General features: G+C 62.1%; 23 protein-coding genes and 1 other RNA gene. 14 read left to right on the top strand and 10 right to left on the bottom strand.

What is annotated here, in order from left to right; translation table 11 throughout:
- Positions 1 to 66: 66 nt before the first annotated feature.
- Positions 67 to 1,134 (top strand): SDR family oxidoreductase, encoded by a 1,068-nt coding sequence (locus CBW50_RS14995; protein ID WP_086146305.1) that lies wholly within the window; start codon positions 67 to 69, stop codon positions 1,132 to 1,134.
- On the opposite strand, the gene CBW50_RS14990 is transcribed toward CBW50_RS14995, so the two are convergent.
- The 3 genes from CBW50_RS14990 to CBW50_RS14980 form a co-directional block, all read right to left on the bottom strand.
- Positions 1,121 to 2,125, bottom strand: a complete 1,005-nt coding sequence (locus CBW50_RS14990) for an SMP-30/gluconolactonase/LRE family protein (protein ID WP_226936078.1) — start codon at positions 2,123 to 2,125, stop codon at positions 1,121 to 1,123. The two genes, CBW50_RS14995 and CBW50_RS14990, sit on opposite strands and share 14 nt — an antisense overlap.
- A 63-nt stretch (positions 2,126 to 2,188) precedes the next feature.
- Positions 2,189 to 2,431 (bottom strand): hypothetical protein, encoded by a 243-nt coding sequence (locus CBW50_RS14985; protein WP_086146304.1) that lies wholly within the window; start codon positions 2,429 to 2,431, stop codon positions 2,189 to 2,191.
- Between the two features lie 5 nt (positions 2,432 to 2,436).
- Entirely contained in the window at positions 2,437 to 3,186 is a 750-nt protein-coding gene (locus tag CBW50_RS14980; RefSeq protein WP_086146303.1) for a hypothetical protein, read from the bottom strand.
- Between the two features lie 249 nt (positions 3,187 to 3,435).
- Between CBW50_RS14980 and CBW50_RS14975 the strand changes: the two genes are divergently transcribed.
- A complete protein-coding gene (locus CBW50_RS14975) occupies positions 3,436 to 3,678 on the top strand; it encodes a hypothetical protein (RefSeq protein WP_086146302.1) in 243 nt (80 codons plus the stop codon).
- Positions 3,679 to 3,725: 47 nt separating this feature from the next.
- On the opposite strand, the gene CBW50_RS14970 is transcribed toward CBW50_RS14975, so the two are convergent.
- On the bottom strand, positions 3,726 to 4,076 hold the full coding sequence (locus CBW50_RS14970; RefSeq protein WP_086146301.1) for a hypothetical protein: 351 nt from the start codon (positions 4,074 to 4,076) through the stop codon (positions 3,726 to 3,728).
- Positions 4,077 to 4,095: 19 nt separating this feature from the next.
- Positions 4,096 to 4,560, bottom strand: a complete 465-nt coding sequence (locus CBW50_RS14965) for a hypothetical protein (RefSeq protein WP_139842526.1) — start codon at positions 4,558 to 4,560, stop codon at positions 4,096 to 4,098.
- Positions 4,561 to 4,798: 238 nt separating this feature from the next.
- On the opposite strand from CBW50_RS14965, the gene CBW50_RS14960 reads away from it, so the two are divergent.
- The 4 genes from CBW50_RS14960 to CBW50_RS14945 all read left to right on the top strand — a co-directional run bounded on the left by CBW50_RS14960 (position 4,799) and on the right by CBW50_RS14945 (position 8,544).
- Positions 4,799 to 6,400, top strand: coding sequence for a sensor domain-containing diguanylate cyclase (locus CBW50_RS14960; protein ID WP_086146299.1), 1,602 nt, complete (start codon positions 4,799 to 4,801; stop codon positions 6,398 to 6,400).
- Between the two features lie 140 nt (positions 6,401 to 6,540).
- Positions 6,541 to 7,374: a hypothetical protein gene (locus tag CBW50_RS14955; RefSeq protein ID WP_139842525.1), complete on the top strand. Its 834-nt coding sequence runs from the start codon at positions 6,541 to 6,543 to the stop codon at positions 7,372 to 7,374.
- A gap of 24 nt (positions 7,375 to 7,398) precedes the next feature.
- Complete coding sequence (locus tag CBW50_RS14950; protein WP_086146297.1) at positions 7,399 to 7,851, top strand: HD domain-containing protein; 453 nt, start codon at positions 7,399 to 7,401, stop codon at positions 7,849 to 7,851.
- A 183-nt stretch (positions 7,852 to 8,034) separates the two neighbouring features.
- Positions 8,035 to 8,544 carry an SUKH-3 domain-containing protein gene (locus CBW50_RS14945; RefSeq protein WP_086146296.1) on the top strand — a complete coding sequence of 170 codons (510 nt, stop codon included), beginning with the start codon at positions 8,035 to 8,037 and terminating at the stop codon, positions 8,542 to 8,544.
- 82 nt (positions 8,545 to 8,626) lie between these two features.
- Here CBW50_RS14945 and CBW50_RS14940 read toward each other — a convergent pair whose 3' ends face one another.
- The 5 genes from CBW50_RS14940 to ompA all read right to left on the bottom strand — a co-directional run bounded on the left by CBW50_RS14940 (position 8,627) and on the right by ompA (position 12,375).
- Positions 8,627 to 8,929 (bottom strand): HNH endonuclease, encoded by a 303-nt coding sequence (locus CBW50_RS14940; protein ID WP_086146295.1) that lies wholly within the window; start codon positions 8,927 to 8,929, stop codon positions 8,627 to 8,629.
- A 585-nt stretch (positions 8,930 to 9,514) separates the two neighbouring features.
- Positions 9,515 to 9,875: a transfer-messenger RNA gene (gene ssrA, locus CBW50_RS14935) on the bottom strand.
- Positions 9,876 to 10,065: 190 nt separating this feature from the next.
- On the bottom strand, positions 10,066 to 10,770 hold the full coding sequence (locus tag CBW50_RS14930; protein ID WP_086146294.1) for an HAD family hydrolase: 705 nt from the start codon (positions 10,768 to 10,770) through the stop codon (positions 10,066 to 10,068).
- Positions 10,771 to 10,836: 66 nt separating this feature from the next.
- Positions 10,837 to 11,532, bottom strand: coding sequence for a bifunctional 2-polyprenyl-6-hydroxyphenol methylase/3-demethylubiquinol 3-O-methyltransferase UbiG (gene ubiG, locus CBW50_RS14925; protein WP_086146293.1), 696 nt, complete (start codon positions 11,530 to 11,532; stop codon positions 10,837 to 10,839).
- 132 nt (positions 11,533 to 11,664) lie between these two features.
- Positions 11,665 to 12,375, bottom strand: a complete 711-nt coding sequence (gene ompA, locus CBW50_RS14920; protein ID WP_086146292.1) for an outer membrane protein OmpA — start codon at positions 12,373 to 12,375, stop codon at positions 11,665 to 11,667.
- 543 nt (positions 12,376 to 12,918) lie between these two features.
- On the opposite strand from ompA, the gene gyrA reads away from it, so the two are divergent.
- From gyrA to cmk, 8 genes are all read left to right on the top strand, one after another.
- Positions 12,919 to 15,588, top strand: coding sequence for a DNA gyrase subunit A (gene gyrA, locus CBW50_RS14915; RefSeq protein ID WP_086146291.1), 2,670 nt, complete (start codon positions 12,919 to 12,921; stop codon positions 15,586 to 15,588).
- Positions 15,589 to 15,697: 109 nt separating this feature from the next.
- A complete protein-coding gene (locus tag CBW50_RS14910) occupies positions 15,698 to 16,282 on the top strand; it encodes a DUF2059 domain-containing protein (protein ID WP_099374639.1) in 585 nt (194 codons plus the stop codon).
- 24 nt (positions 16,283 to 16,306) lie between these two features.
- Positions 16,307 to 17,398, top strand: coding sequence for a 3-phosphoserine/phosphohydroxythreonine transaminase (serC, locus tag CBW50_RS14905; protein WP_086146289.1), 1,092 nt, complete (start codon positions 16,307 to 16,309; stop codon positions 17,396 to 17,398).
- Positions 17,399 to 17,481: 83 nt separating this feature from the next.
- Entirely contained in the window at positions 17,482 to 18,552 is a 1,071-nt protein-coding gene (gene pheA, locus CBW50_RS14900) for a prephenate dehydratase (RefSeq protein ID WP_086146288.1), read from the top strand.
- Between the two features lie 90 nt (positions 18,553 to 18,642).
- Positions 18,643 to 19,749: a histidinol-phosphate transaminase gene (gene hisC / locus CBW50_RS14895; RefSeq protein WP_086146287.1), complete on the top strand. Its 1,107-nt coding sequence runs from the start codon at positions 18,643 to 18,645 to the stop codon at positions 19,747 to 19,749.
- A gap of 4 nt (positions 19,750 to 19,753) precedes the next feature.
- Positions 19,754 to 20,659, top strand: coding sequence for a prephenate dehydrogenase/arogenate dehydrogenase family protein (locus CBW50_RS14890; RefSeq protein WP_172404771.1), 906 nt, complete (start codon positions 19,754 to 19,756; stop codon positions 20,657 to 20,659).
- 15 nt (positions 20,660 to 20,674) lie between these two features.
- On the top strand, positions 20,675 to 22,030 hold the full coding sequence (gene aroA, locus CBW50_RS14885; protein WP_086146286.1) for a 3-phosphoshikimate 1-carboxyvinyltransferase: 1,356 nt from the start codon (positions 20,675 to 20,677) through the stop codon (positions 22,028 to 22,030).
- A 15-nt stretch (positions 22,031 to 22,045) separates the two neighbouring features.
- Positions 22,046 to 22,714: a (d)CMP kinase gene (gene cmk, locus CBW50_RS14880; RefSeq protein WP_086146285.1), complete on the top strand. Its 669-nt coding sequence runs from the start codon at positions 22,046 to 22,048 to the stop codon at positions 22,712 to 22,714.
- Positions 22,715 to 22,825 lie beyond the last annotated feature (111 nt).

Here is a 22,825-nt window from a genome sequence, read left to right as displayed (position 1 = left end):
AATAGTATCGCGGATAAGAATTTGCGTCGCGGATATGATGGTTTTTTCTTTCGGAGCTACTCACTCATGCATAAACACGCCCTCATCATCGGCGCCAGCGGCGTCATCGGCAGCAAGCTGGCCACGCATCTGCTCGGCGAAGGCTGGCAGGTGACGGGCGTTTCGCGCGGCCGCACGCCCGTTCCCGCCGGCTGCACGGCCCTGCGGTTCGATGCGACGGACGGCGCGGCCGTCGCCGCCGCGCTGGCGGGTGTCGACGCCAGCCACGTCTTCTTCACGGCCTGGGCGCGCCAGGAAAATGAGCAGGAAAACATCCGCGTCAACGGCGCCATGGTGGCCAATGTGCTGGCCGCGCTGGGGCCGAACGGCCACCTGCGCCATGCGGCCCTGGTGACGGGTCTCAAGCACTACCTGGGACCGTTCGACGCGTATGGCAAGGGAGCAGTGCCCGTCACGCCGTTCCGCGAAGAGCAGGGCCGCCAGCCCGTGGAGAATTTTTACTATGAACAGGAAGACCGCCTGTTTGAAGCGGCCGCGGAGTACGGCTTTACGTGGAGCGTGCACCGGCCGCACACCATCATCGGCCATGCGCTGGGCAATGCCATGAACATGGGCCTGACCCTGGCCGTGTACGCGCATTTATGCAAGGCCAGCGGCGCGCCCTTCGTCTTCCCCGGTTCGCCCGCGCAGTGGCACGGCTTGTCCGACATGACGGACGCGGGCCAGGTCGCGCGCCACCTGGCGTGGGCGGCGGACAGCCCTTGCGCGCGCAACGAAGATTTTAATATCGTCAATGGCGACGTGTTCCGCTGGAAGTGGCTGTGGCCGCGCCTGGCCGCGTATTTCGGCATCGAAGCGGCGGCCTTGCCGGAAACCATGGCGCCGCTGGGCGGCCGCATGCACGACGCGCCCGCCCGGTGGCGTGCGATTGCCGAGCAGCATGGGCTGGCGGAGCTTGATGTCGGCCGCCTGGCCTCGTGGTGGCATACGGATGCCGACCTGGGCCGGCCGATGGAAGTGATGACGGACATGGGCAAGAGCCGCAAGGCGGGTTTCCTCGACTACCAGGATACGCACGATGCCTTCATTCATCTGTTCGAGAAATTGAAGGCCGAGCGCATCATTCCGCGCTGACGCTGTCCGCTGCGGCCGGTGGCGGCATTGCAGCCGCTGCCGCATGCGCCGCATTTGCCTTGTGCCGCTGCGCCCGCTGCCATTCCAGGCCCGGGCGGTCGACGCGGAACTGCAGCAGGCGCCCCTGCACCACTTCCGTCACGTAGGCAGTGCGGCCATCGGGGCCGCCAAAGGTGATGTTACTGGGTTTGGCGCCGGGCACGCTGATCTCGCGCAAGATGCGTCCCTGCGGCGACAATTTCACCACCGTGCCCTTGCCGTAGCGCGTCACGTACAGGTTGCCGTCGACGTCCACGCGCATGCCATCCATGCCGAAGTCGTCGAACTTGATCAGCAGGCGCTTGCCGCCCAGGCTGCCGTCCGCGGCGATGTCGTACATCCAGATATTGCGCTGCACGCTTTCATTCACGTACAGAATCTTGCCGTCGGGGCTCACTTCGATGCCGTTGGCCGTGCCCATGGTGTCGAGCGCCAGGGTCACCGTGCCATCTTGCGCGATGCGCCACACGCGGCCCGTGTTTTCCTTCCAGTTCGGGTCGCTCGCATACAGCACGTCGTCGGCCGTGATGGCGATGTCGTTCGGCTGCGTCATGCGCGGCTCGCGCGCGTGGATGGACAGCGCGCGCGTGGCCGGGTCGACCAGGTAGATCGTGTGCTCCATGTAGTCGGCCAGATACATCTGGCCACGGCTGCCGAAGCGGATGCCGTTGGCGATGCTGGCGCCGGGCAGGGTCAGGTAGACCTCGGCAACGCCGCCGGGGCTGACCTTGCCGATGGTTTGCTGGCGCGCAAAGTTGACGGCGTAGATATTGCCGTCGGCATCGACGGCCGGCCCTTCGATGCCCTTGGTAAAGGAATGCGCGGCGGTCAGGGTGGTAGCGAGGAACAGCGTTTCGTGCGCGGGCGGGCTGGCGCAGGCGGACAGGCTGGCCAGCGCGGCGGCCAGCACGGCGGCGCGCAGCGACGCCAGGGCGGTTCGGGAATGAGGCATCAAGGTTCTCTGTGTGGCAACGGTGGCGTATGTTACCCGACGCGCAGCGAGCGGGGCGCCAAGCTAGGCGGCCACCACGACGAGGTCGGGGAAGTCGTCCTGCCAGCCGGCCCATGCATCCTGCAGGTGCGCGTGCATGCCGGCCCGGTCTTGCGCCAGATCAAAGGCGTCCGCGCTGGCCAGCAGAAAATGGGCGATGGCGCGCAAGGTGGCCGGGTCGGCCTGTATCGTCACGTCGGAGCAGGGCAGCGGACGTTCGGCGGCCTCGTCTTGCAGATAGCAGTGCAGCGATAAATGTGTGGTCATGAGCTTCAGTTGTTGATGTAGGCGCCCAGCATGGCGTGTGCGTTCAGTGCGGCGCGGGCCGCTTCCAGTTCCCCCGGCTGCAGGTGCCAGAAGATCCAGCCGGCATGTTCTTCACAGCGGCCATGGGCTTGCATCGCAGCGCGCAGCGCTTGCCGGCGCGCGGGCGGCAGCGCATCCAGTTTGGCTTGCGTGAAACCGTTGATGGCATATGCATCGCGCAGGTGCGCATCTTGCAGCCCGCGCCGCTTGATGGCGGCCCAGTTATTTGCCGGGCAAGGAGTGCCAAAGGTCATCGGATGGGCCGCATCGAGCTGCCGGTAGCCGAGTGCGTAGCCGGTGCCATAGCCCTGCGTTTCAGCGTAGCAGTACACATATTCGCAATGCTCAAACAGGCCGGGTATGGCCCGCGCACCGTCGAACAGCGGCGCCAGCGCAAGCTTGCTGGCGCGTATGGACAGAACCAGCTCCGAGTCCGATGAATACATGGCCTGCGCGTCGCAGTTGACGGCCTCGTAAGCTTCGTCGGGCGGTACGAGACGCGGCGAAAGCAGTCCGATGCTGTTGGTCTCTGGCGCGAACAGCATCTTCTCGTAATTTCGCTGTGAGAACTTGACGATTTTGCCACGCTTGTTGCCGTAGCGCTCGACGGGTTCGCCGATGTGCGCGAACCAGGCAAACAGCTGCGCGCTGGCCGCAGCGGCAATGAAGGGGGTATTTTTCTTGAATTCGCCTACGAGGAAGTGATATTGGTCCATATGTCGTTATGAGGGGGGGCAACGCGCATGATGCCATGCGCGGGCACCTGGCGCCAGCGCGCGCACCGCAGCGATGGCGCCGGATGGGAGCGATAGAAAAAGATGCACGGCAGGACGGCGCAACGGCCGGCTTGAGGCGTATGATGGAAATACGGATGTGGTTGCCGCAAGGCAGTGCGACGGGCTCGCGCCAGCACGTTCTGCAGATTTTTTTCGTGGTTTTGGCAGCAGTAACAACGAGGAGACATCATGGACAAACCCGAATTCATCCTGGCCACCAAGGCCATGGAAACCCTTGAGATGTATCAAACGTTTTATGGCCATTCGCAGGAATACCAGGCGCACCAGCAGGAAGTGCTGAAACTGCTGCGCCACAAGGGCGCCTCCCTGCTGGTGTCCGAGCATGGCCCGGCGAAGTTTTTATTGGCGTTCGCCGATGCGCTGGAAGTGGCGCACTTGCCGGGCGAGTATGTGCCGTTGAGCCGAAGGTAGGGGGCGCGGGGGCCTGGCTGTTTAATGGCTGCCAGGCTGCAGGGGCGCTAGCAAATCGATCCACCTATGCTTTTGCCATTGCGCAAGTTAAAGCCGAAGTGGCACCGATAGCCGTCATGATCCCGGACACAGGAAACATTTTCCTTATCGCGCTGCCGATAGCCTTTCTCCAAACTGCAGCGTTCGTTCGAATCCGTAGCCATGGAGTCAAACATGTCCTTGGCAACGGCCCCCGTGACCATGAAAGCAATCTTGCGGTCATGCGGTGTGGGCGGCTGTTGCTCGCCCAAGGTATTCGAATAGATCAGATAAGTACCCTTGAACTGTTTGTCTGCGCCCCAGTCGCTGTTGCCACCTGCATAGACCGTTGAAAACAGGGTGAGGGCGCTCAGTGCCATAGGCCATAGTGTTTTCATATCAGGCTCTCAGTTCCAGATGGAGGTGATGGTCGTGATTTTTGCATGGCGTCACGAATGGAATGTGGGTGTCGTTAAACAGCACCCTGCGCGCGCTGGCATGGGCACGAAAAAGTGCGATGAGCTTGGCCGTCTCGGCTTGATCGTAGTCTCTGTCATACCAATCAACAGGGAGTTGAAGGCCGTCCTTGCGCAGCGGGCGAATGTCCACCTCCAGGCCGGATTTGCGGGCTGAGTGCTGGCCATAGGCGGTTCCGTTAGCCAGACTGATGTTGCCAAAGCCAAATTGCCGGTCATCGACCGCTTGCCATTCGCGCTCCACATACAGGAGTGGCATCATCATGTTCGGGTGCGCGTATTGGCCCGCGCCCCTGCCCGGGGTGCCATAGACGTAATATCCCGCACCTTCCGGAGCCTGCGGCAGGATGAAAAAACCGCGCTTGTCCCCGGGCTGTACTTCGAGCATGGCCGACTCCGCTATACGCAACGCTGGGGGAACTGGCATTGTTTCGCATCCGTTCCATCCGTGATTGCGCCAGGGCAAACCATTGTGAATAGGAACGGGACCGCCGATGCCGTGGCGGAGAGAGCGCCTTGCCCGGCAAGTGATGCCGTAACTTTTTTGCATCTTTCGTGACGATGTGTGACTATGTTGCTGCCTATTTCGTGCACACTTTGCTGAATATCAAAATGGGAGCGTAGCCATGATCAGGTCGCCTAGCCTGTCGCCGCGATTGCCGAGGGGGCGCTTCCGGGGTTTCTCCTTGTTGCCGCTGGCTATCTCATTTGTCGTGCTGGTGTGCCTGTCGCTGCTGGCGCTGCAGTTATGGATGACCTTGCGCGCGCGGGAAGTGCAATTGCATGAAGCGGCCCGTGAAAGCGCCAACCTGGCGCAGGCTGTCGCCCAGCACGCTTATGACACGATCAAGGCGGCCGATACGGTACTGGTCGGCCTGGTGGAGCGGATGGAGGTTGACGGTACCTCCGAACCTGAACTGGCGCGTATGCATAAATTGCTGGCCGCCCGCGTAGCCGAGCTGCCGCAGCTGCATGGCATCTTCGTCTATGCCAGCGATGGCAGTTGGCTGGTGAACTCCCAGAAGACGCTGTTGAACCATCTGAACAATTCCGATCGGGAATATTTCAACTACCATCGAACGCATGGCGATCGCGGCCCTTATGTCGGCCCGCCCGTGCGCAGCAAATCGACGGGGGACTGGATAGTCACGGTATCGCGGCGTATCAATTTACCTGACGGCAGCTTCGGCGGCGTGGCGCTGGCGACCATCAATATGCGTTATTTCAGGCAGTTTTACGAACGCTTTTCAATAGGAGAAAAAGGCGCCATTTTTATTGCAAATGGCAATGGCATTCTTTTATTGCGAAGGCCGTTCGATGAAAGCATGCTGGGGCGCGATCTTTCGCAGTTTCCCTTATTTCATGATTATTTGCCCAAAAGTCCCGTTGGCACCGCCGTGTTCAGGTCGCGCGTCGATGGCGTGACGCGCATCAACAGCTATCGACGAATCAGCGAATACCCGCTGGTGGTCTCTGCCGCCTTGTCACAGGATGAAGTCCTCGCTGCGTGGCGTCTCGATACGGTGCTGCAGAACGCCGTGGGCGGGGTAATGGTGCTGCTGATTGCATTCATCGGTTACCGCATGGTGCGGCAAATCGGGTTGCGGGTAAAAAGCGAGGCGGGACTGGTCGAGGCGCGCAACGAACTGGAATTGATCAATGAAACCCTGGCCCGGCTTGCCAGCCAGGATGGATTGACGGGGCTGGCAAACCGGCGCCACTTCGACCAGACGCTGCTCGCCGAATTCAGTCGTGCTCAGCGTGAAGGCAACCCGCTTGGGCTGGTGTTGATCGATGTCGACTTCTTCAAGCAATACAACGACCTGTATGGCCATGTGGCCGGCGACGAGTGCCTGAGAAAGATCGGCAAAGTGGTGGCCTACAGCATGCGCCGGCCCGGCGACCTTGCGGCGCGCTACGGTGGCGAGGAAATGGTCATTTTGTTGCCCGGTACGGATTTACCGGGCGCATTGGTGGTGGCGGAAAGCATACGCCATGCCGTGCAATCGCTGGGCATCGACCATCGGGGCAGTCCCCCGGGCGTGGTGACGGTCAGTGTCGGCGTGGCGGCTTTTATACCGTCGCATCTGGAAAACCAGCCAGTCGAGCTCATCGAACTCGCTGACCTGGCATTGTATGACGCCAAGTCGTCCGGGAGAAACCAGGTCTGCCATGCCTCTTCCTGCGAGAGTGCGGGGCGGGCTGCGAGTGTATTTGCATTTCGCTAGCCATCATTGACGGTTGACGCGGCTGCGCCTGCCTTGTCCTGCGTGGCGCGTGCGCCTGCCTGATCCATGTACAATCGGCAATATCCGGATCGACGTGTCCGCCCCTTCATCGCGGAGTGCGCGCCAGCGTGATACCGACATTGCACACCTGCTTATTTGCCTGGCGCGAAGCCTTGACATGCGTGGGCCTGGGATTGCGCGATGCGCGCCATGCCGGGCTGTGGTGGCGTTCCGCGCTGTGGTGCATGGCGGTCGTCGCGCTGTGGCTGGGATTGTACGGCTATTTCGGCCGATTCTTTGTCGAGCTGAGCGCCGTGCTGGCGCAGGTGTCCGTCACCGGCTTGCTGGGCCTGGGCCTGGGCGTGATGGATGGCGTCGGGCCCCTGGCCAACGGGCCTGCCACGCTCTCGCAAATGGGCAATATCGCCGGCAGCCTGGGCAGCGCCGCCCAAGCCCTGTTGTCGATCGGCCAGATCGCCCTGGCGTTGCTGGCGCTGGCCACCTTGTTCTATGTCATGGTCTTTATCGTCGGCGCCATCGGCACGGCGCGCTTGCCGCTGCGCTGGCTCCTGCTGGAACGCGCAAGGACGGTGGCGGCGCGCCGCTATGCCGGCTGGCAGGCGCCAACCGGCCTGGAGCTGTCCGCCGCGCGCCCCGCCTGGTGGCGGCGCCTGTTGCTGCCGCTCTCCCTGCTGATCCCCGTATGGGCCATGTGCGTGCTGATTTCGTACTTGCTTGCCTGGAACGTCCAGGCGATCTACGGCGCGGCGGCCGAAGAGGTGCTCAGCGTGGAACAGCAAGCGGCGCTGCGCCGCGCACAGCGCCCGGCGATCTTTGCGCTGGGACTGCTGCTGTGTTTGCTGATGTTGATACCGGTCGTCAATTTATTGCTGCCCGCCCTGCTGTGCGGCAGCGTCTGCCATCTGCAGCGCCGCGGCTGGCGTGCTGCGGACACATCAATCAAAGTGGCGTGAACAAAGAGTGAACAAGGAGTGAACATGAGTGAACACGCAAGAGGCGGCACGCTGGAGCGCGCCATTCAAATCGCCGCCGCCACGCATGCGGGCCAGACGGACAAGGGGGGCGCGCCCTATATACTCCACCCCTTGCGCGTCATGCTGCGCGTCGCCCCCGGCGCCGAGCAGATCGTCGCCGTGCTGCATGACGTGGTGGAAGACAGCGACGGCAAAGTCACCTTCGACGACCTGGCGCGCGCAGGATTTTCCCAGGACGTCATCGACGGCGTGCGCGCCGTGACCAAGGTCGAGGGCGAGTCGTACGAGGCTTTCATCGCCCGCGCGGCCCTGGACCCGCTCGGCAAGGCCGTCAAGCTGGCTGACCTGGCGGAAAACAGCGACTTGTCGAGGATAGGGGAGCCGAGGCCAAAGGATCTGGAGAGGATAGAGAAATATCGGCGGGCGATCGGGTATTTAAGGGGGGATATTTCTTAATTTTAAGATGGTGCGGCGCATCCTTGCGCTGGCTCAAGGCCATGGCTACAAGCGGCGGCAACGCCCGCATACATTTTCCGTAACGCTAGGATGTTTGATACTCCGCAATGACCAGAAATGCATAGTGGAAAAATTGTCGAATGTGTATGTTCCTTTGCGAACGTGCCGGGATTCTCTGGCAAAATGCATGCAATCAACCCGCAACGGCAGCTGTCGGCTGCGGATTCAATCGACAACCTTTTTAAACTGAGCATGCTGGAGATACCGAAGCTAATAGAGCCCGCCTTGCGAGAGGCCGGCTGGAACGGACCGAAGAGTCTAGCCCCGCCAGGCAAGACGCCAGCGTCTGCCTATGCCATCGCCAATCAAATAGTTGATGAGTTCGGAGGGTTGACTGTAGGCACATGTGGTTCAGGAACAGAAATGGCATCGAGCGACGTGCGCTTTTACGAGCATCTTCGTTGCGGTCTGTTTCAAGCTTGGGCAGAACACATTGGCGAGGTTGTCGCATTTGCATCAGCCCACCATGAGCACATGATCTTGTCAGTCGGTACTGACGGGACCTATTATGTATTTACCGATCCTGACGGTCAGCTATACCAAGGTCCGCAGAATTTCGGAGAGCTGATGCGTCGTTTGCTTTGCGGCTATTCATACGGCGCCACAATTTCAAAGGACGCATACCAGGTCTAAGTCAGCATCCGCCCGGGGGGGCGGAAGCGGGCGGAACCGATTAGGGTTCTGAATCGCCGCCAGTAGCGTAAGACTGCGATTTTCAGCGCGGGAATTTATACCGTACCAGCAGCATAGGTCCTTTGCCGCCGGTTGGCGTCAGCAGTATCTCGTCACCCGGCTGCATCTCCTCGTACATCACCGTGCAACAGGTCGGCATCGAGTGGCCGCGCGCGGGATAAACGCCAACGTCGGTGTGCAGGGTCGCAGCGCGTACGTCCACGCTGGCCTTGCCGGTCTTTCCTGCTTCTTGCAGCAGCTTGCGCAGTGCGGTGACGAAGTCCCCTTTGCTGAGTCTGGCAGGTGCCTGGGTTGCTTGCGGGCGAGCAGTTACGTCGTTTTTCATGCAGTTTCCTTCAATGTATACATTCCCGCCACTATATCATTGGCCCCTGATGGAGCGAGGAGCGAGGGGCAGGCTCGGCATTCGCACACAGCCTGAGCCGCTAAGGTTGTCGTTAGGAAAAACCGCCTGCGGCGCAAGAGCTAGCCGGAAGAATCGGAGAGGGTTGCGCTTGCAAGCGCAACCCGGTGTTGCGGCGCCGAGYTGCGCTCGCCGAAGTCCCGCAAAACCCCCGCGCCCGTTCCGGACGCGCATGCGCTGCCCGCGTTCTGCATGCATGGAATAAATAAAAAAGGGCCTCCCCGCCAAAAGAGGAGCGAGGGTCAGGTCCGGCATTCGCACACAGCCTGAGCCGCTAAGGTTGTCGTTAGGAAAAACCGCCTGCGGCGCAAGAGCTAGCCGGAAGAATCGGAGAGGGTTGCGCTTGCAAGCGCAACCCGGTGTTGCGGCGCCGAGCTGCGCTCGCCGAAGTCCCGCAAAACCCCCGCGCCCGTTCCGGACGCGCATGCGCTGCCCGCGTTCTGCATGCATGGAATAAATAAAAAGGGCCTCCCCGCCAAAACGGGGAAGCCCTTTTCATTTATTCAGTGGTGGAGACGGCGGGAATCGAACCCGCGTCCGCAAGCACTCTACAGACAGTTCTACATACTTAGCACTATCATTTAATTTAACTCAGCCAGCACGGATGTGCACGTTATGGGCAAGCGAGTTACCTATTATTTAGTCGGACGCTAAGTAACCCAGCATACGACGAGTCCCTGTAAATGACTCTAGAGCTTTTGACGGCCCACCCCAGGGACGAGGTGTTCTAGAGCTAACAGCGATTAAGCTGCCAGTGCGTACGAGTTATCGTTTGCAGTTAAGTTTTTTCTGGTTGTATTTACGAGGTAGCCAGCCCTCGGTATGCCCTGCGCTGCTTTGCAACCCACGTCGAAACCAGGTCGTCCCCACAGAACCTTCATTGTAGCGCAAACTTCACACTCTTGCATGATGCATTCGCGATAAGGAACGAGGCAATGGCACCGAAGTCGTCATACTTGAGTCTTGGCCCATAAAGCAAAGTGCTGGCGGCAGACCCCAGGTTTTCGTTGTTGGCCTGGGCAGGTGTTTGCGGCCGCATTAGTCTGCAAGACAAGTTTTCAGGCGGCCAGCTGCCGCTCCTGCGCCGCCTTCACCACGCCGGTCACCAGTTCCAGCAACGCTTGCGGCGTGTCCAGCAAATGGTCGGCGTTCCAGTGCTGCGGCTCGACGGGGCCGCAGTAGCCCCAGGCGCAGGCCACCGTGCGCATGCCGGCGGCGCGGCCGGCCTGGATGTCGCGCAGGTCGTCGCCCACATACCAGCAGTCCTGCGGGGCCAGGTCCAGGCGGCGCGCCGCTTCCAGCAGGGGAGCGGGGTGCGGTTTCGGGTGCGCCATGGTGTCGCCCGAGATCACGCAGCCGGCCGCGCCCAGGCCGATCTGGCCCACCAGCGGGTCCGTGAAGCGGGCGGCCTTGTTGGTGACGACGCCCCAGGCCAGGCCCAGGCTGCTCAAGCCGTCGAGTAGAAGGGGGATGCCGTCGAACAAGCGGCTTTCCACGGCCAGGGCCGCTTCATAGTTGTTCAGGAAGCCGTCCTTCAGGGCTTCATAGCCGCTTTCACCCGGGTGGACGCCATACGACGCGCCTATCATGCCGCGCGCGCCGGCCGAGGCCGTGGGGCGCAGCACTTCGTACGGGGTCGGCTCCAGGCCGGCGCGTGTGCGCAGCAGGTTGATGGCCGCCGCCAGGTCGGGCGCGGTATCGGCCAGGGTGCCGTCGAGGTCGAACAGGATGGCGCGCGGTGCTGGCAGGTGGTCAGTGGTCATGATGGCTGAGGTGGTGAAAGAGCATGAAAAATGGCGGCCGCAGCCGCCTTTTGTTACGCGCGTGGATTACAGGGGCCGGGTGCAGGCCACCAGGTAATTGACGCTGGTATCGCTATTAAGTGAGTAAATTTTGGTCAATGGATTGTAGCCCATGCCGCGCATGCTATTGACATCGAGGCCGGCGCTGCGTATGTATTGCGACAATTCGGCCGGGGTGATGAATTTGTCGTAGTCGTGCGTGCCTTTCGGCAGCAGGCGCAGCAGGTATTCGGCCCCCAGGATGGCAAACAGATAGGCTTTCGGGTTGCGGTTCAGGGTCGACAGGAAGACGTGGCCGCCCGGTTTTACCAGCGCCGCGCAAGCCTTGACGATGGCGGCGGGGTCCGGCACGTGCTCGAGCATTTCCATGCAGGTGACGACGTCGTACTGGCCCGGCTCTTCATCGGCCATGGCTTCGGCGGCGATCAGCTTGTAGCGCACCTTGGCGCCCGATTCCAGGCTGTGCAGGTCGGCAACTTTCAAGGCCTTGTCGGACAGGTCGATGCCCGTCACGTCGGCGCCCTTGCGGGCCATCGATTCGGCCAGGATGCCGCCGCCGCAGCCGATGTCGATCACGCGCTTGCCGGCCAGCGGCACCTTCGCGTTGATCCATTCCAGGCGCAGGGGGTTAATTTCGTGCAGGGGACGAAACTCGGAAGTGGGGTCCCACCAGCGGTGGGCCAGCTCACTGAATTTTTGGATTTCAAGAGGGTCGGCGTTCATAGGTCGAATAATAGCGGCAATTTCACAATCGGGCAGCCACGGACGAAAAAAAACCCCGCCTGGGCGGGGTTTTTCATGCTGTCCTTGACTTGCGCGATGACTCGCGGCAAGTCCCAGGCCAGCGTTCAGCAATTACTTGTTGCGGGTACCAACAACTTCGATTTCCACGCGACGGTTTTTCGCACGGCCTTCGGCAGTTTTGTTGTCAGCAACAGGTTGCTTCTCGCCTTTGCCTTCGGTGTACACGCGGTTGCTTTCAACGCCTTTGGTGACCAGGTAGGCTTTGACAGCATCAGCACGACGTACCGACAGTTTTTGGTTGTAAGCATCGGTGCCGACGGAGTCGGTGTGACCCACAGCGATGATGACTTCCAGGTTGATGCCGCCGAGTTGTGCGGACAGCTCGTCCAGCTTGGCTTTGCCTTCTGGCTTCAGCGTAGCTTTGTCGAAATCGAAGAATGCATCAGCAGCGAAGCTGACTTTTTCCGAGGTAGGAGCAACGACGACTGGTACTGGCGCAACGACGACTGGTGCCGGTGCTGGCACTGCTGGCGGAGGTGGGGCCACGCATTTGCCGTCTTGCAGAGTTTCTGGCTCTACGCACAGGGGAACGTCGCAACCTGGCACCGCGTCAGCTGGTGTCCAGTAGCCGGTACGCCAGCACAGGCCGAATGGATCACGCACGATGACGCCGCGGGCATCTTGCACATAAGCGCTTTTTGGGCTTGGTGCTTTGATGTCAGTGGTAACTGGCGCGAACGGTGGGGAGGTTGGGGTTTGGGCCGAAGCCGAGCCAGCAATCACTGCGGATGCAGCGAAAAACAGCGTTACAAATTTATTCATTCTTTTTTCCTTTCGGGGGGTGATATCCGCAGAACAACACTGCGCTACTGGTGCTACGTGCCAAGATTTTATCATGTAGACCATATGCGCTCGTTTCAGATTGCGAAACTAGCAATTAACTTCCCAGTCATTTTGCCACACGCATCAGGGGCGCACGACCGTGGTTAAATCAAAGCTTGCCCGATTTTAGACCGCACGTTGTTTTTGCGCAACGAAAATGCTCATTTGTAACGCGTCTGTAACAAATGATCGCTTTTTTTGCCTCTTTTAAGGGCAGGCGACTTGAACTGGTATTGCCATTGTGCATTAACGACATGCCGGCGCGCACGCCTCCGGCGCAAAGTGGCAATCTTGCCGGTCTGGCCAATTTGTACAGGTAGCAGGGCGCGCATGCTAAAATCGTGCGCTTGACTGTCAATAGTGTGAAGCAAATGCCCGTGGCGGCGCTGCATCCACGACGACAGCCACCCAGGATATGCAGTATTGCGTCATACATTGCGTAACAGATAAGTTAACCACAGCCTGAGATCAGTCGAACCGCCAATGGATCAATTCGCAAAAGAAACAATTCCTATTTCCCTCGAAGAAGAGATGCGCAAGAGTTACCTCGATTACGCCATGAGCGTGATCGTCGGGCGCGCCTTGCCGGATGCGCGCGATGGCTTGAAGCCAGTGCACCGCCGCGTCTTGTTCGCGATGCATGAAATGAACAACGTGTGGAACCGCCCTTACGTCAAGTGCGCCCGCGTGGTCGGCGAAACCATGGGTAAGTACCATCCCCACGGCGACGCCTCGATCTACGACACCTTGGTGCGCATGGCGCAGGATTTCTCGCTGCGCTACATGCTCGTCGATGGCCAGGGTAACTTCGGTTCCGTCGACGGCGACGGCGCCGCGGCCATGCGTTACACCGAGTGCCGCCTGGACAAGATCGCCAGCGAGCTGCTGGCCGATATCGACAAGGACACCGTCGATTTCCAGCCCAACTACGACGGCAAGGAAAAGGAACCGACGGTCTTGCCGACGCGTATCCCGAACCTGCTGATCAACGGCTCGTCCGGCATCGCGGTCGGCATGGCGACGAACATTCCGCCACACAACATCACCGAAGTGATCGACGGCGCCCTGCACGTGCTGCGCAATCCGGACTGCACGATCGATGAATTGATCGAGATCATTCCGGCGCCCGATTTCCCGACCGCCGGCATCATCTACGGCGTGTCCGGCGTGCGCGATGGCTACCGTACGGGCCGCGGCCGCGTGGTCATGCGCGCCAAGACGCACTTCGAGGAATACGGCAAGGACGGCGGCCGCATCGCCATCATCGTCGACGAGCTGCCATTCCAGGTCAACAAGAAATCCTTGCTGGAACGCATCGCCGAAAACGTGCGCGACAAAAAGCTGGACGGCATTTCCGACATCCGCGACGAGTCCGACAAGTCGGGCATGCGCGTGGTGATCGAGCTGAAACGGGGCGAAGTGCCGGAAGTTGTGCTGAACAACCTGTACAAGCAGACCCAGCTGCAAGACACCTTCGGCATGAACATGGTGGCGCTGGTCGATGGCCAGCCGAAACTGCTGAACCTCAAGCAGATGCTGCAATGCTTCCTGTCGCACCGCCGCGAAGTGGTTACGCGCCGCACCGTGTTCGAACTGCGCAAGGCGCGCGAACGCGGCCACGTGCTCGAAGGCCTGGCAGTGGCGCTGGCCAACATCGATGACTTCATCGCCATCATCAAGGCCGCGCCGACGCCGCCGATCGCCAAGGTCGAGCTGATGGCCCGTCCATGGGATTCGTCCGTGGTGCGCGAAATGCTGGCCCGCACGGGCGACGGCACGACGCCGGGCGGCGTGGACGCCTACCGTCCGGAAAACCTGCCGAAGCACTATGGCATGCAGGCCGACGGCCTGTACAAGCTGTCGGACGACCAGGCGCAAGAGATCCTGCAGATGCGTCTGCAACGCCTGACGGGCCTGGAGCAGGACAAGATCGTCAACGAGTACAAGGAAGTCATGGCACACATCGCCGACTTGCTCGACATCCTGGCCAAGCCGGAGCGCGTCACCATCATCATCACCGATGAAATGAACGTGGCGAAGAACGAATACGGCGCCGGCAACAAGGACGTGCGCCGCTCGCAGATCGAGTTGAATGCGACCGACCTGGAAACGGAAGACCTGATCACGCCGCAGGACATGGTCGTGACCCTGTCGCACACCGGCTACATGAAGGCGCAGCCGATTTCCGAATACCGCGCGCAGAAGCGCGGCGGCCGCGGCAAGCAGGCCATGGCGACCAAAGAGGAAGACTGGATCGACCAGCTGTTCATCGCCAATACGCACGACTACATCCTGTGCTTCTCGGACCGTGGCCGCATGTACTGGCTGAAGGTGTGGGAAGTGCCGCAAGGCTCGCGCAATTCGCGCGGCAAGCCGATCGTCAACATGTTCCCGCTGCAGGACAACGAAAAGATCACCGTGATCCTGCCGCTGTCGGGCGAGAACCGCACCTTCCCGGAAGACCATTACGTGTTCATGTCGACCAGCCTCGGCACCGTGAAAAAGACGCCGCTGAAGGACTTCAGCAATCCGCGCAAGGCCGGCATCATCGCGGTCGACCTGGACGACGGCGACTTCCTGATCGGCGCCGCGCTGACGGACGGCCAGCACGACGTAATGCTGTTCTCCGATTCGGGCAAGGCAGTGCGCTTCGACGAAAACGACGTGCGTCCGATGGGCCGCACGGCGCGCGGCGTGCGCGGCATGAACCTGGAAGAGGGCCAGCACGTGATCGCCCTGCTGGTGGCCGAGAACGAGCAGCAGTCGGTGCTGACGGCCACGGAAAACGGCTATGGCAAGCGCACGCCGATTCTTGAGTACACGCGCCATGGACGTGGCACGAAAGGCATGATCGCCATCCAGACCAGCGAGCGCAACGGTAAAGTGGTTGCCGCGACCCTGGTCGACGCCAGCGATGAAATCATGCTGATCACCACCGGCGGCGTGTTGATCCGCACCCGCGTGTCGGAAATCCGCGAAATGGGCCGCGCGACGCAGGGCGTGACCCTGATCGCCGTGGAAGACGGCACCAAGCTGTCCGGCCTGCAGCGCGTGGTGGAGACGGATATCGACGAAGTCGAGCTGACGACGGAAGCGGGCACGGACGCCGCGCCGGCAGTGGCCGATCCGGTTGATCCGGCCCAGCCGGAGTAAGATGATTGGGGCTCTTTCGGGAGCCCCAATTGCTGTTGGCGTGCCAGTTGCGGCGCCAGCCTGCGTATCCCCAGGTAGTTTTCCCGCTTTTTGTAAAGTCCCGCATGCCATGAGAAAAATCGTCGCCACCTTCTTCGCCGCGTTTTCGCTGGCCTTTCTTGCCACCCTGCCGGCCCTGGCGCAGTCCGCGCAAGCGACGCCCGCCCGCCAGGCCGCGCCCAGCCCCGCCATGAAGGTGGCCGTGCGGCGCATGCTCGACGCGATGCAGTTCCCGCAGCTCACGCGCAGCATCTTCGACCAGATGCTGCAATCGGTGCCGGCCATGATACGCCAGTCGGCCCTGCAGCAAATCAGCAGCAACCCGAAGCTGGACGAACAGCGCAAGGCGCGCGCGCTGGCCAGCGCCGAGGAAGAAATCCCCGTCGCCATCGCCACCCTGACGCAGGTGCTGGCCGACCCGACCCTGATCGACGAGCTGGGCGCCGAAATGGTGCCCCTGTACGCGCGTTTTTATACGGTGCAGGAAGTCGAGCAGCTGACGGTCTTCTACAAGACGCCGCTGGGCCGCAAGATGCTGGCCACCATGCCGCAGCTGTCGGCCGAGTCGATGGCCATCAGCCAGCGCGTGCTGATCCCGCGCGTGAACGCCGTGCTTGACCAGGTCATGCGGGCGGCCACGCAGCCGCCCCAATAACTCCATCTTATTAAGGACCGTATCGTGACCCATATCTACAACTTCTCCGCCGGCCCCGCCGTCCTGCCCAAGGAAGTGCTGGCGCAAGCGGCGGCCGAGATGCTGGACTGGCATGGCAGCGGCATGTCGGTGATGGAAATGAGCCACCGTGGTCCCGAATTCATTTCCATCTACAAGCAGGCCGTGGCCGACCTGCGCGAACTGCTGGCCGTGCCCGAGAACTACAAGATCCTGTTCCTGCAGGGCGGTGGCCTGGGCGAGAACGCCATCATTCCCATGAATCTGGTGGGCCTGGCCGCGCAGCAGCCGGCCACCATCGACTTCGTGCACACGGGCTCGTGGTCGGGCAAGTCGATCCAGGAAGCGGCCAAGTATGCCAACGTGAACGTGGCCGCGTCGTCCAAGGCCGCCCATTTCACGGGCGTGCCGCCCGTCGCCGAATGGCAGCTGACGCCCGGCGCCGCCTACCTGCATATCTGCACCAATGAAACCATCGATGGCGTGGAATTCCAGCAGGTGCCGGCCGTGCCGGCCGGCACCACCATCGTGGCCGACATGTCGTCGCATATTTTGTCGCGCGTTATTGACGTATCGCAATACGGCGTCATTTTTGGCGGCGCGCAGAAAAATATCGGCCCGGCCGGCCTGACTCTGGTCATCGTGCGCGAAGACTTGCTGGGCAAGGCGCTGCCGATCTGCCCGTCCGCTTTCGACTGGACCATCGTGGCCGAACATGAGTCGATGTACAACACGCCGCCCACGTACGGCATCTATATCGCCGGCCTGGTTTTCCAGTGGCTCAAACGCCAGGGTGGCGTGGCAGCCATGGAACAGCGTAATATTGACAAGGCGGCGCTGCTGTACGCAGCGCTCGATGCGGACGACTTCTACCAGAACCGGGTCGCCCCGCAATACCGCTCGCGCATGACCATCCCGTTCTATCTGCGCGACGAAAGCTTGAACGACGCATTCCTGGCCGGCGCCAAGCAGCGCGGCCTGCTGCAACTGAAGGGCCACAAGTCCGTCGGCGGCATGCGTGCATCGATCTATAACGCGATGCCGATCGAGGGCGTGCAAGCCCTGGTGAATTATCTGAACGAGTTTGCCGGACGCTGAGTCGCTTGACCGACCGCGCCGGCCCGCCGCCGGCGCAGGCCGCGCGGCAATGATTGAAGTACAGCTGACGAAACAAACCAACCATGACCGATAAATTGAAACCGCTGCGCGAACAGATCGATGCGATCGACGCGCAAATCCTCGAGCTGCTGAACCGCCGCGCGCAAATCGCCCAGCAAGTGGGCCACGTGAAGGCCGAAACGCAGGCGCCCGTGTTCCGCCCCGAGCGCGAGGCGCAGGTGCTGCGCGGCGTGGCCGAGCGCAATCCCGGCCCCATGGGCGACCGCGAAGTGCAGACCATCTTCCGCGAAATCATGTCGTCCTGCCGCTCGCTGGAAAAGCGCGTGACTGTCGCCTACTTGGGCCCGGCCGGCACCTTCAGCGAACAGGCCGTGTACCAGCAGTTCGGCAGCGCCGTCGAAGGCTTGCCGTGCGCGTCCATCGACGAAGTATTCCGTTCCGCCGAGGCGGGAACGGCGGACTTCGGCGTGGTGCCGATCGAGAATTCCTCGGAAGGCGCCGTCAACCGCACCCTGGACATGATGCTGCAGACGAGCCTCATCATCAGCGGCGAGGTGGCGATTGCCGTGCACCACAGCCTGATGACGAAGAGCGGCAACATGGATGGCGTCACCGTCATCTGCGCCCATTCGCAGGCGCTGGCGCAGTGCCAGGTGTGGCTGAACCAGAATTATCCGCACATCGAGCGCCGCGCCGTGGCCTCGAACGCCGAGGCGGCCCGCCTGGCCGGCGAAGATGGCACGGTGGCGGCGATTGCCAGCGAACTGGCCGGCGCGCAGTACAAGCTGGGCGTGGTCAAGGGCCATATCCAGGACGATCCGCACAACCGCACGCGCTTTGCCGTCGTGGGCACCTTGCAGACGGCGCCGTCGGGCAAGGACCAGACCTCGCTGGTATTGGCCGTGCCGAACAAGGCGGGCGCCGTGTACCAGTTGCTGGCGCCGCTGGCGAAACACGGCGTGTCGATGACGCGCTTCGAGTCGCGCCCGGCGCGCATGGGCAGCTGGGAGTATTATTTCTATGTCGATGTGGAAGGTCACGTGCACGACTCTGCCGTCGCCCAGGCGCTTGCCGAGCTGCAAAGCAATGCGGCATTTTTCAAGGTGCTGGGGTCGTATCCTGTCAGTTTGTAACCCGGTAAAGGCCGGGATCGGACCCTCAGGGGCCGGTCCCAGTCATTGCTGTGGGGGTCACCAATCATTCACCAACTTTTAAAGAACACCATGTCTAAAAATATCGGTCCAGAATACGTCCGCGCCATCGCCCCTTATCAGAGCGGCAAACCGATCGCGGAAGTCGCGCGCGAATTCGGCCTCGACGAGGCAGCCATCGTCAAGCTGGCGTCGAATGAAAACCCGTACGGCATGCCGGAATCGGCCAAGCAGGCGATGATCGCCGCCATCGATGACCTGGGCCGCTACCCGGACGCCAACGGCTTCGACCTGAAGGCCGTGCTGTCGAAGCGCTATGACGTGCCGGCCGACTGGATCACCCTGGGCAACGGCAGCAACGACATCCTGGAAATCGCCGCGCACGCGTTTGTCGAGCACGGCCAGTCCGTCGTCTACTCGCAGTACTCGTTCGCCGTGTACGCGCTGGCCACGCAAGGCCTGGGCGCGCGCCACGTCGTCGTGCCGGCGCAAGCCTACGGCCACGACCTCGACGCCATGGCGGCGGCGATTGCCGACGACACGCGTCTGGTCTTCATCGCCAACCCGAACAACCCGACCGGCACCTTCCTGACGGCGGCGCAGCTCGAAGCCTTCCTGCAAAAAGTGCCGGCGCACGTCGTCGTCGTGCTCGACGAGGCCTACAATGAATTCCTCTCGGCCGACGAGCAGTACGAATCGACGGCGTGGGTGCGCCAGTATCCGAACCTGGTGGTGTCGCGCACCCTGTCGAAGGCGTATGGCCTGGCCGGCCTGCGCATCGGCTTCGCCATCGCCCAGCCGGTGCTGACGGACCTGATGAACCGCATCCGCCAGCCGTTCAACGTCAATTCGCTGGCGCAGGCCGCGGCGATTGCCGCCCTGAACGACAAGGCCTTCCTCGAGCAAAGCGCGCGCAACAACGCGGCCGGCTACCGGCAGTTTACAGAGGCGTTCGATGCACTGGGGCTGGAATACGTGCCGTCGCACGGCAATTTCGTGCTGGTGAAGGTGGGCGACGACGACGGCGCCGGGGCGAGAGTCAACCTGGCGCTGCTCAAGCAGGGCGTGATCGTGCGCCCGGTGGGCAGCTACGGCTTGCCGCAATGGCTGCGCATTTCCATCGGCCTGCCGCAGGAAAACGCCATCTTCATCGCCGCGCTGACGAAAGCGCTGGCCTGACGATATGACGACGCCTGCACTGAAGAAGGTCGTCATTTTCGGCGTGGGCCTGATCGGCGGCTCGTTCGCGCGCGCCTTGCGGCACGCCGGCGCCGTCGCCACGGTGGTCGGCATGGGCCGCTCGCCGGCCTCGATGGCGCGCGCGCTCGAACTGGGCATCATCGACGAAATCGGCGGCGACATGGCGCAAGCCATGGCGGGCGCCGACCTGGTGCTGGTCGCCGCGCCCGTGGCGCAGACGGGCGCCATCCTCGCATCCATCGCGCCGCACCTGCAGCCTGGCACCGTCGTGACCGACGCGGGCAGCACGAAAAGCGACGTGGTGGCGGCAGCGCGCGCGGCGTTGAAAGGCAAGGTGGCGCAATTCGTGCCCGGCCACCCGATCGCGGGGCGCGAGACGAATGGCCCCGACGCCGCCATCATTGATTTATATCAAGGCAAGAAAGTGGTGCTTACGCCGCTGGCGGAAAACGCCGCGTCCGACGTCGAGCGCGTGGCGGCCGCCTGGCGCGCCTGCGGCGCCATCCTGCACACCTTGAGCCCCGAAGAACATGACAAGGTATTTGCCGCCGTCAGCCATCTGCCGCATCTGCTGGCCTTTGCGCTGGTCGACGATATCGCCAACAAGCCGCACGCGGGCCTGCTGTTTCAATATGCGGCCAGCGGCTTTCGCGACTTTACGCGCATCGCCGGCTCATCGCCGGAAATGTGGCGCGACATCAGCCTGGCCAACCAGCCGGCGCTGCTGCACGAACTGGACGCCTACCTGGCGCAGTTGACGACCTTGCGCGCCCACCTGGCCGCCAGCGACGGCGCCGCCATCGAGGGCGTGTATGCGAACGCCCAGCACGCGCGGCAGCAATGGATAGAGGCGATCGAAACGGCGGAAGCGCCCGCGCCCACACAATAATTGAAGGATTCCAGCATGACCCAGATCAAGCACTACCCCCACCATGTCGATTTGAAGCCCGTGATGCACGTCGAGGGCACGGTGCGTCTGCCCGGCTCGAAAAGCATTTCCAACCGCGTGCTGCTGCTGGCCGCGCTGGCCAGGGGCACGACGAAGATCATCGACCTGCTCGCCTCCGACGACACCTTCGTCATGCTCACGGCCTTGACGTCGCTGGGCGTGAAATGGACGCAGGATGAATTGACGGGCGACCCGGCCACGGCGCACCAGGTGCACCATGTGGAAGGCTGCGGCGGCGTGTTTCCGCACCACGCGGCAGACCTGTTCATGGGCAACGCCGGCACGGCCATCCGTCCGCTGACGGCGGCGCTGGCCGTGATCGGCGGCGACTATACGCTGCACGGCGTGTCGCGCATGCACGAGCGCCCCATCGGCGACCTGGTCGACGCGCTCAACGCCGTCGGCACGCAGATCGAATACACGGGCGAGCAGGGCTTCCCGCCGCTGCGCATCCGCCGCGGCCACATCCACGCGCAGCGCATCGCCGTGCGCGGCAACGTGTCGAGCCAGTTTTTGACGGCCCTCTTGATGGTGGCGCCGCTGATGGCGCGCGACCATGCGGTGACCATCGACGTCACGGGCGAGCTGATCTCGAAGCCGTACATCGAAATCACCCTGAACCTGATGCGCCGCTTCGGCGTGACGGTCGAGCATGACGGCTGGCAGTCGTTCACCGTGCAGCCTGGCCAGCAATATCAAAGCCCGGGCACCATCCACGTGGAAGGCGACGCTTCGTCGGCGTCGTATTTCCTGGCGGCCGGCGCCATCGGCGGCGGCCCCGTGCGCGTGGAAGGCGTGGGGCGCGACAGCATCCAGGGCGACGTGCGCTTCGTCGAAGCCTTGCAGCAGATGGGCGCGACCATCACCATGGGCGAGAACTGGATCGAGGCCCGGTCGAACGGCGCGCTGAAGGCCGTCGACATGGACTTTAATCACATTCCCGACGCGGCCATGACGATCGCCGTGGCCGCGCTGTACGCGGACGGCACCTCCACCTTGCGCAATATCGCCAGCTGGCGGGTGAAGGAAACGGACCGCCTGGCTGCCATGGCGACGGAATTGCGCAAACTCGGCGCCGAAGTGGAAGAGGGCGCGGACTACCTGCGCGTGACGCCGCCGGCCGAAATCCAGGCAGCGACAATCGATACCTATGACGACCACCGCATGGCCATGTGCTTTTCGCTGGCCTCGCTGGACGGCGCCGCGCGCCGCGGCAACGAGATGCGCATCAACGACCCGAAATGCGTGGCCAAGACCTTCCCCGAGTATTTCGCCGCATTTGCGGGGATTGCCAAAGATACCTTAATTTAATTGATAAATAATACAATGCCGACTTCCACCATCCCAGTCATCGCCATCGACGGCCCTACCGCTTCCGGCAAGGGCACGGTGGCGCACCGCGTGGCCGACAAGCTGGGCTTTCATTACCTCGATTCGGGCGCGCTGTACCGCCTGACGGCGCTCACGGCCCTGCGCCGCGGCACCGACTTGCGCGACGAGCACGCGCTGGCCAAGCTGGCCGAGCATTTGCCCTGCCATTTCGCGGGCGGCGAGATCCTGCTGGCGCAGGAAAACGTCACCGAGCAGATCCGTGCCGAAGAAGTGGGCAATACGGCGTCAAAAATTGCCGTATTGCCAACTGTTCGCCATGCCCTCGTGGGTTTGCAGCTGGGTTTCCGCAAGACGCCGGGCCTGGTGGCCGACGGGCGCGACATGGGCACGGTGATCTTCCCGCACGCCCAGTTGAAGGTGTTCCTCACCGCCAGCGTCGAGGCGCGCGCGCAACGGCGCTACAAGCAATTGATAGACAAGGGTTTTTCTGCTAATATGGAAGACCTTCTGATGGATTTGCAGGCGCGGGACGAACGTGATACTCACCGTGCGATTGCGCCGCTGGTCCCCGCGGAAGGGGCGCATGTCCTCGATACGTCGGAAATGACGGCAGATGTTGCCGTTGAAACCGTGTTGAAATGGTATGCAGCTGTAGCAAAATAGCGTGCTGTTGTGCTATGTGGTGCCCGTTGACGGCTCCTGGCCTGTCCGGGTGTGTCAAAAACCTAACCCAGTTTAAGTCGCATCGTGCGATCTCTGCTGGATAACCTGTGT

The organism is Janthinobacterium sp. GW458P, assembly GCF_002127585.1.
In the GTDB taxonomy this organism is placed as follows: Bacteria; Pseudomonadota; Gammaproteobacteria; order Burkholderiales; family Burkholderiaceae_D; genus Janthinobacterium.
Note: the sequence above shows the minus strand (reverse complement) of the source record. Positions and strands in the feature narration are given on the sequence as shown.

Excerpts from the sequence above, each read along its gene's own strand:
- CBW50_RS14995 (WP_086146305.1), top strand. The coding sequence starts at position 67 with ATGCATAAACACGCCCTCATCATCGGCGCCAGCGGCGTCATCGGCAGC.
- CBW50_RS14990 (WP_226936078.1), bottom strand. The coding sequence starts at position 2,125 with ATGCCTCATTCCCGAACCGCCCTGGCGTCGCTGCGCGCCGCCGTGCTG.
- CBW50_RS14985 (WP_086146304.1), bottom strand. The coding sequence starts at position 2,431 with ATGACCACACATTTATCGCTGCACTGCTATCTGCAAGACGAGGCCGCC.
- CBW50_RS14980 (WP_086146303.1), bottom strand. The coding sequence starts at position 3,186 with ATGGACCAATATCACTTCCTCGTAGGCGAATTCAAGAAAAATACCCCC.
- CBW50_RS14975 (WP_086146302.1), top strand. The coding sequence starts at position 3,436 with ATGGACAAACCCGAATTCATCCTGGCCACCAAGGCCATGGAAACCCTT.
- CBW50_RS14970 (WP_086146301.1), bottom strand. The coding sequence starts at position 4,076 with ATGGCACTGAGCGCCCTCACCCTGTTTTCAACGGTCTATGCAGGTGGC.
- CBW50_RS14965 (WP_139842526.1), bottom strand. The coding sequence starts at position 4,560 with ATGCTCGAAGTACAGCCCGGGGACAAGCGCGGTTTTTTCATCCTGCCG.
- CBW50_RS14960 (WP_086146299.1), top strand. The coding sequence starts at position 4,799 with ATGATCAGGTCGCCTAGCCTGTCGCCGCGATTGCCGAGGGGGCGCTTC.
- CBW50_RS14950 (WP_086146297.1), top strand. The coding sequence starts at position 7,399 with ATGAGTGAACACGCAAGAGGCGGCACGCTGGAGCGCGCCATTCAAATC.
- CBW50_RS14945 (WP_086146296.1), top strand. The coding sequence starts at position 8,035 with ATGCATGCAATCAACCCGCAACGGCAGCTGTCGGCTGCGGATTCAATC.
- CBW50_RS14940 (WP_086146295.1), bottom strand. The coding sequence starts at position 8,929 with ATGAAAAACGACGTAACTGCTCGCCCGCAAGCAACCCAGGCACCTGCC.
- CBW50_RS14930 (WP_086146294.1), bottom strand. The coding sequence starts at position 10,770 with ATGACCACTGACCACCTGCCAGCACCGCGCGCCATCCTGTTCGACCTC.
- ubiG (WP_086146293.1), bottom strand. The coding sequence starts at position 11,532 with ATGAACGCCGACCCTCTTGAAATCCAAAAATTCAGTGAGCTGGCCCAC.
- ompA (WP_086146292.1), bottom strand. The coding sequence starts at position 12,375 with ATGAATAAATTTGTAACGCTGTTTTTCGCTGCATCCGCAGTGATTGCT.
- gyrA (WP_086146291.1), top strand. The coding sequence starts at position 12,919 with ATGGATCAATTCGCAAAAGAAACAATTCCTATTTCCCTCGAAGAAGAG.
- CBW50_RS14910 (WP_099374639.1), top strand. The coding sequence starts at position 15,698 with ATGAGAAAAATCGTCGCCACCTTCTTCGCCGCGTTTTCGCTGGCCTTT.
- pheA (WP_086146288.1), top strand. The coding sequence starts at position 17,482 with ATGACCGATAAATTGAAACCGCTGCGCGAACAGATCGATGCGATCGAC.
- hisC (WP_086146287.1), top strand. The coding sequence starts at position 18,643 with ATGTCTAAAAATATCGGTCCAGAATACGTCCGCGCCATCGCCCCTTAT.
- CBW50_RS14890 (WP_172404771.1), top strand. The coding sequence starts at position 19,754 with ATGACGACGCCTGCACTGAAGAAGGTCGTCATTTTCGGCGTGGGCCTG.
- aroA (WP_086146286.1), top strand. The coding sequence starts at position 20,675 with ATGACCCAGATCAAGCACTACCCCCACCATGTCGATTTGAAGCCCGTG.
- cmk (WP_086146285.1), top strand. The coding sequence starts at position 22,046 with ATGCCGACTTCCACCATCCCAGTCATCGCCATCGACGGCCCTACCGCT.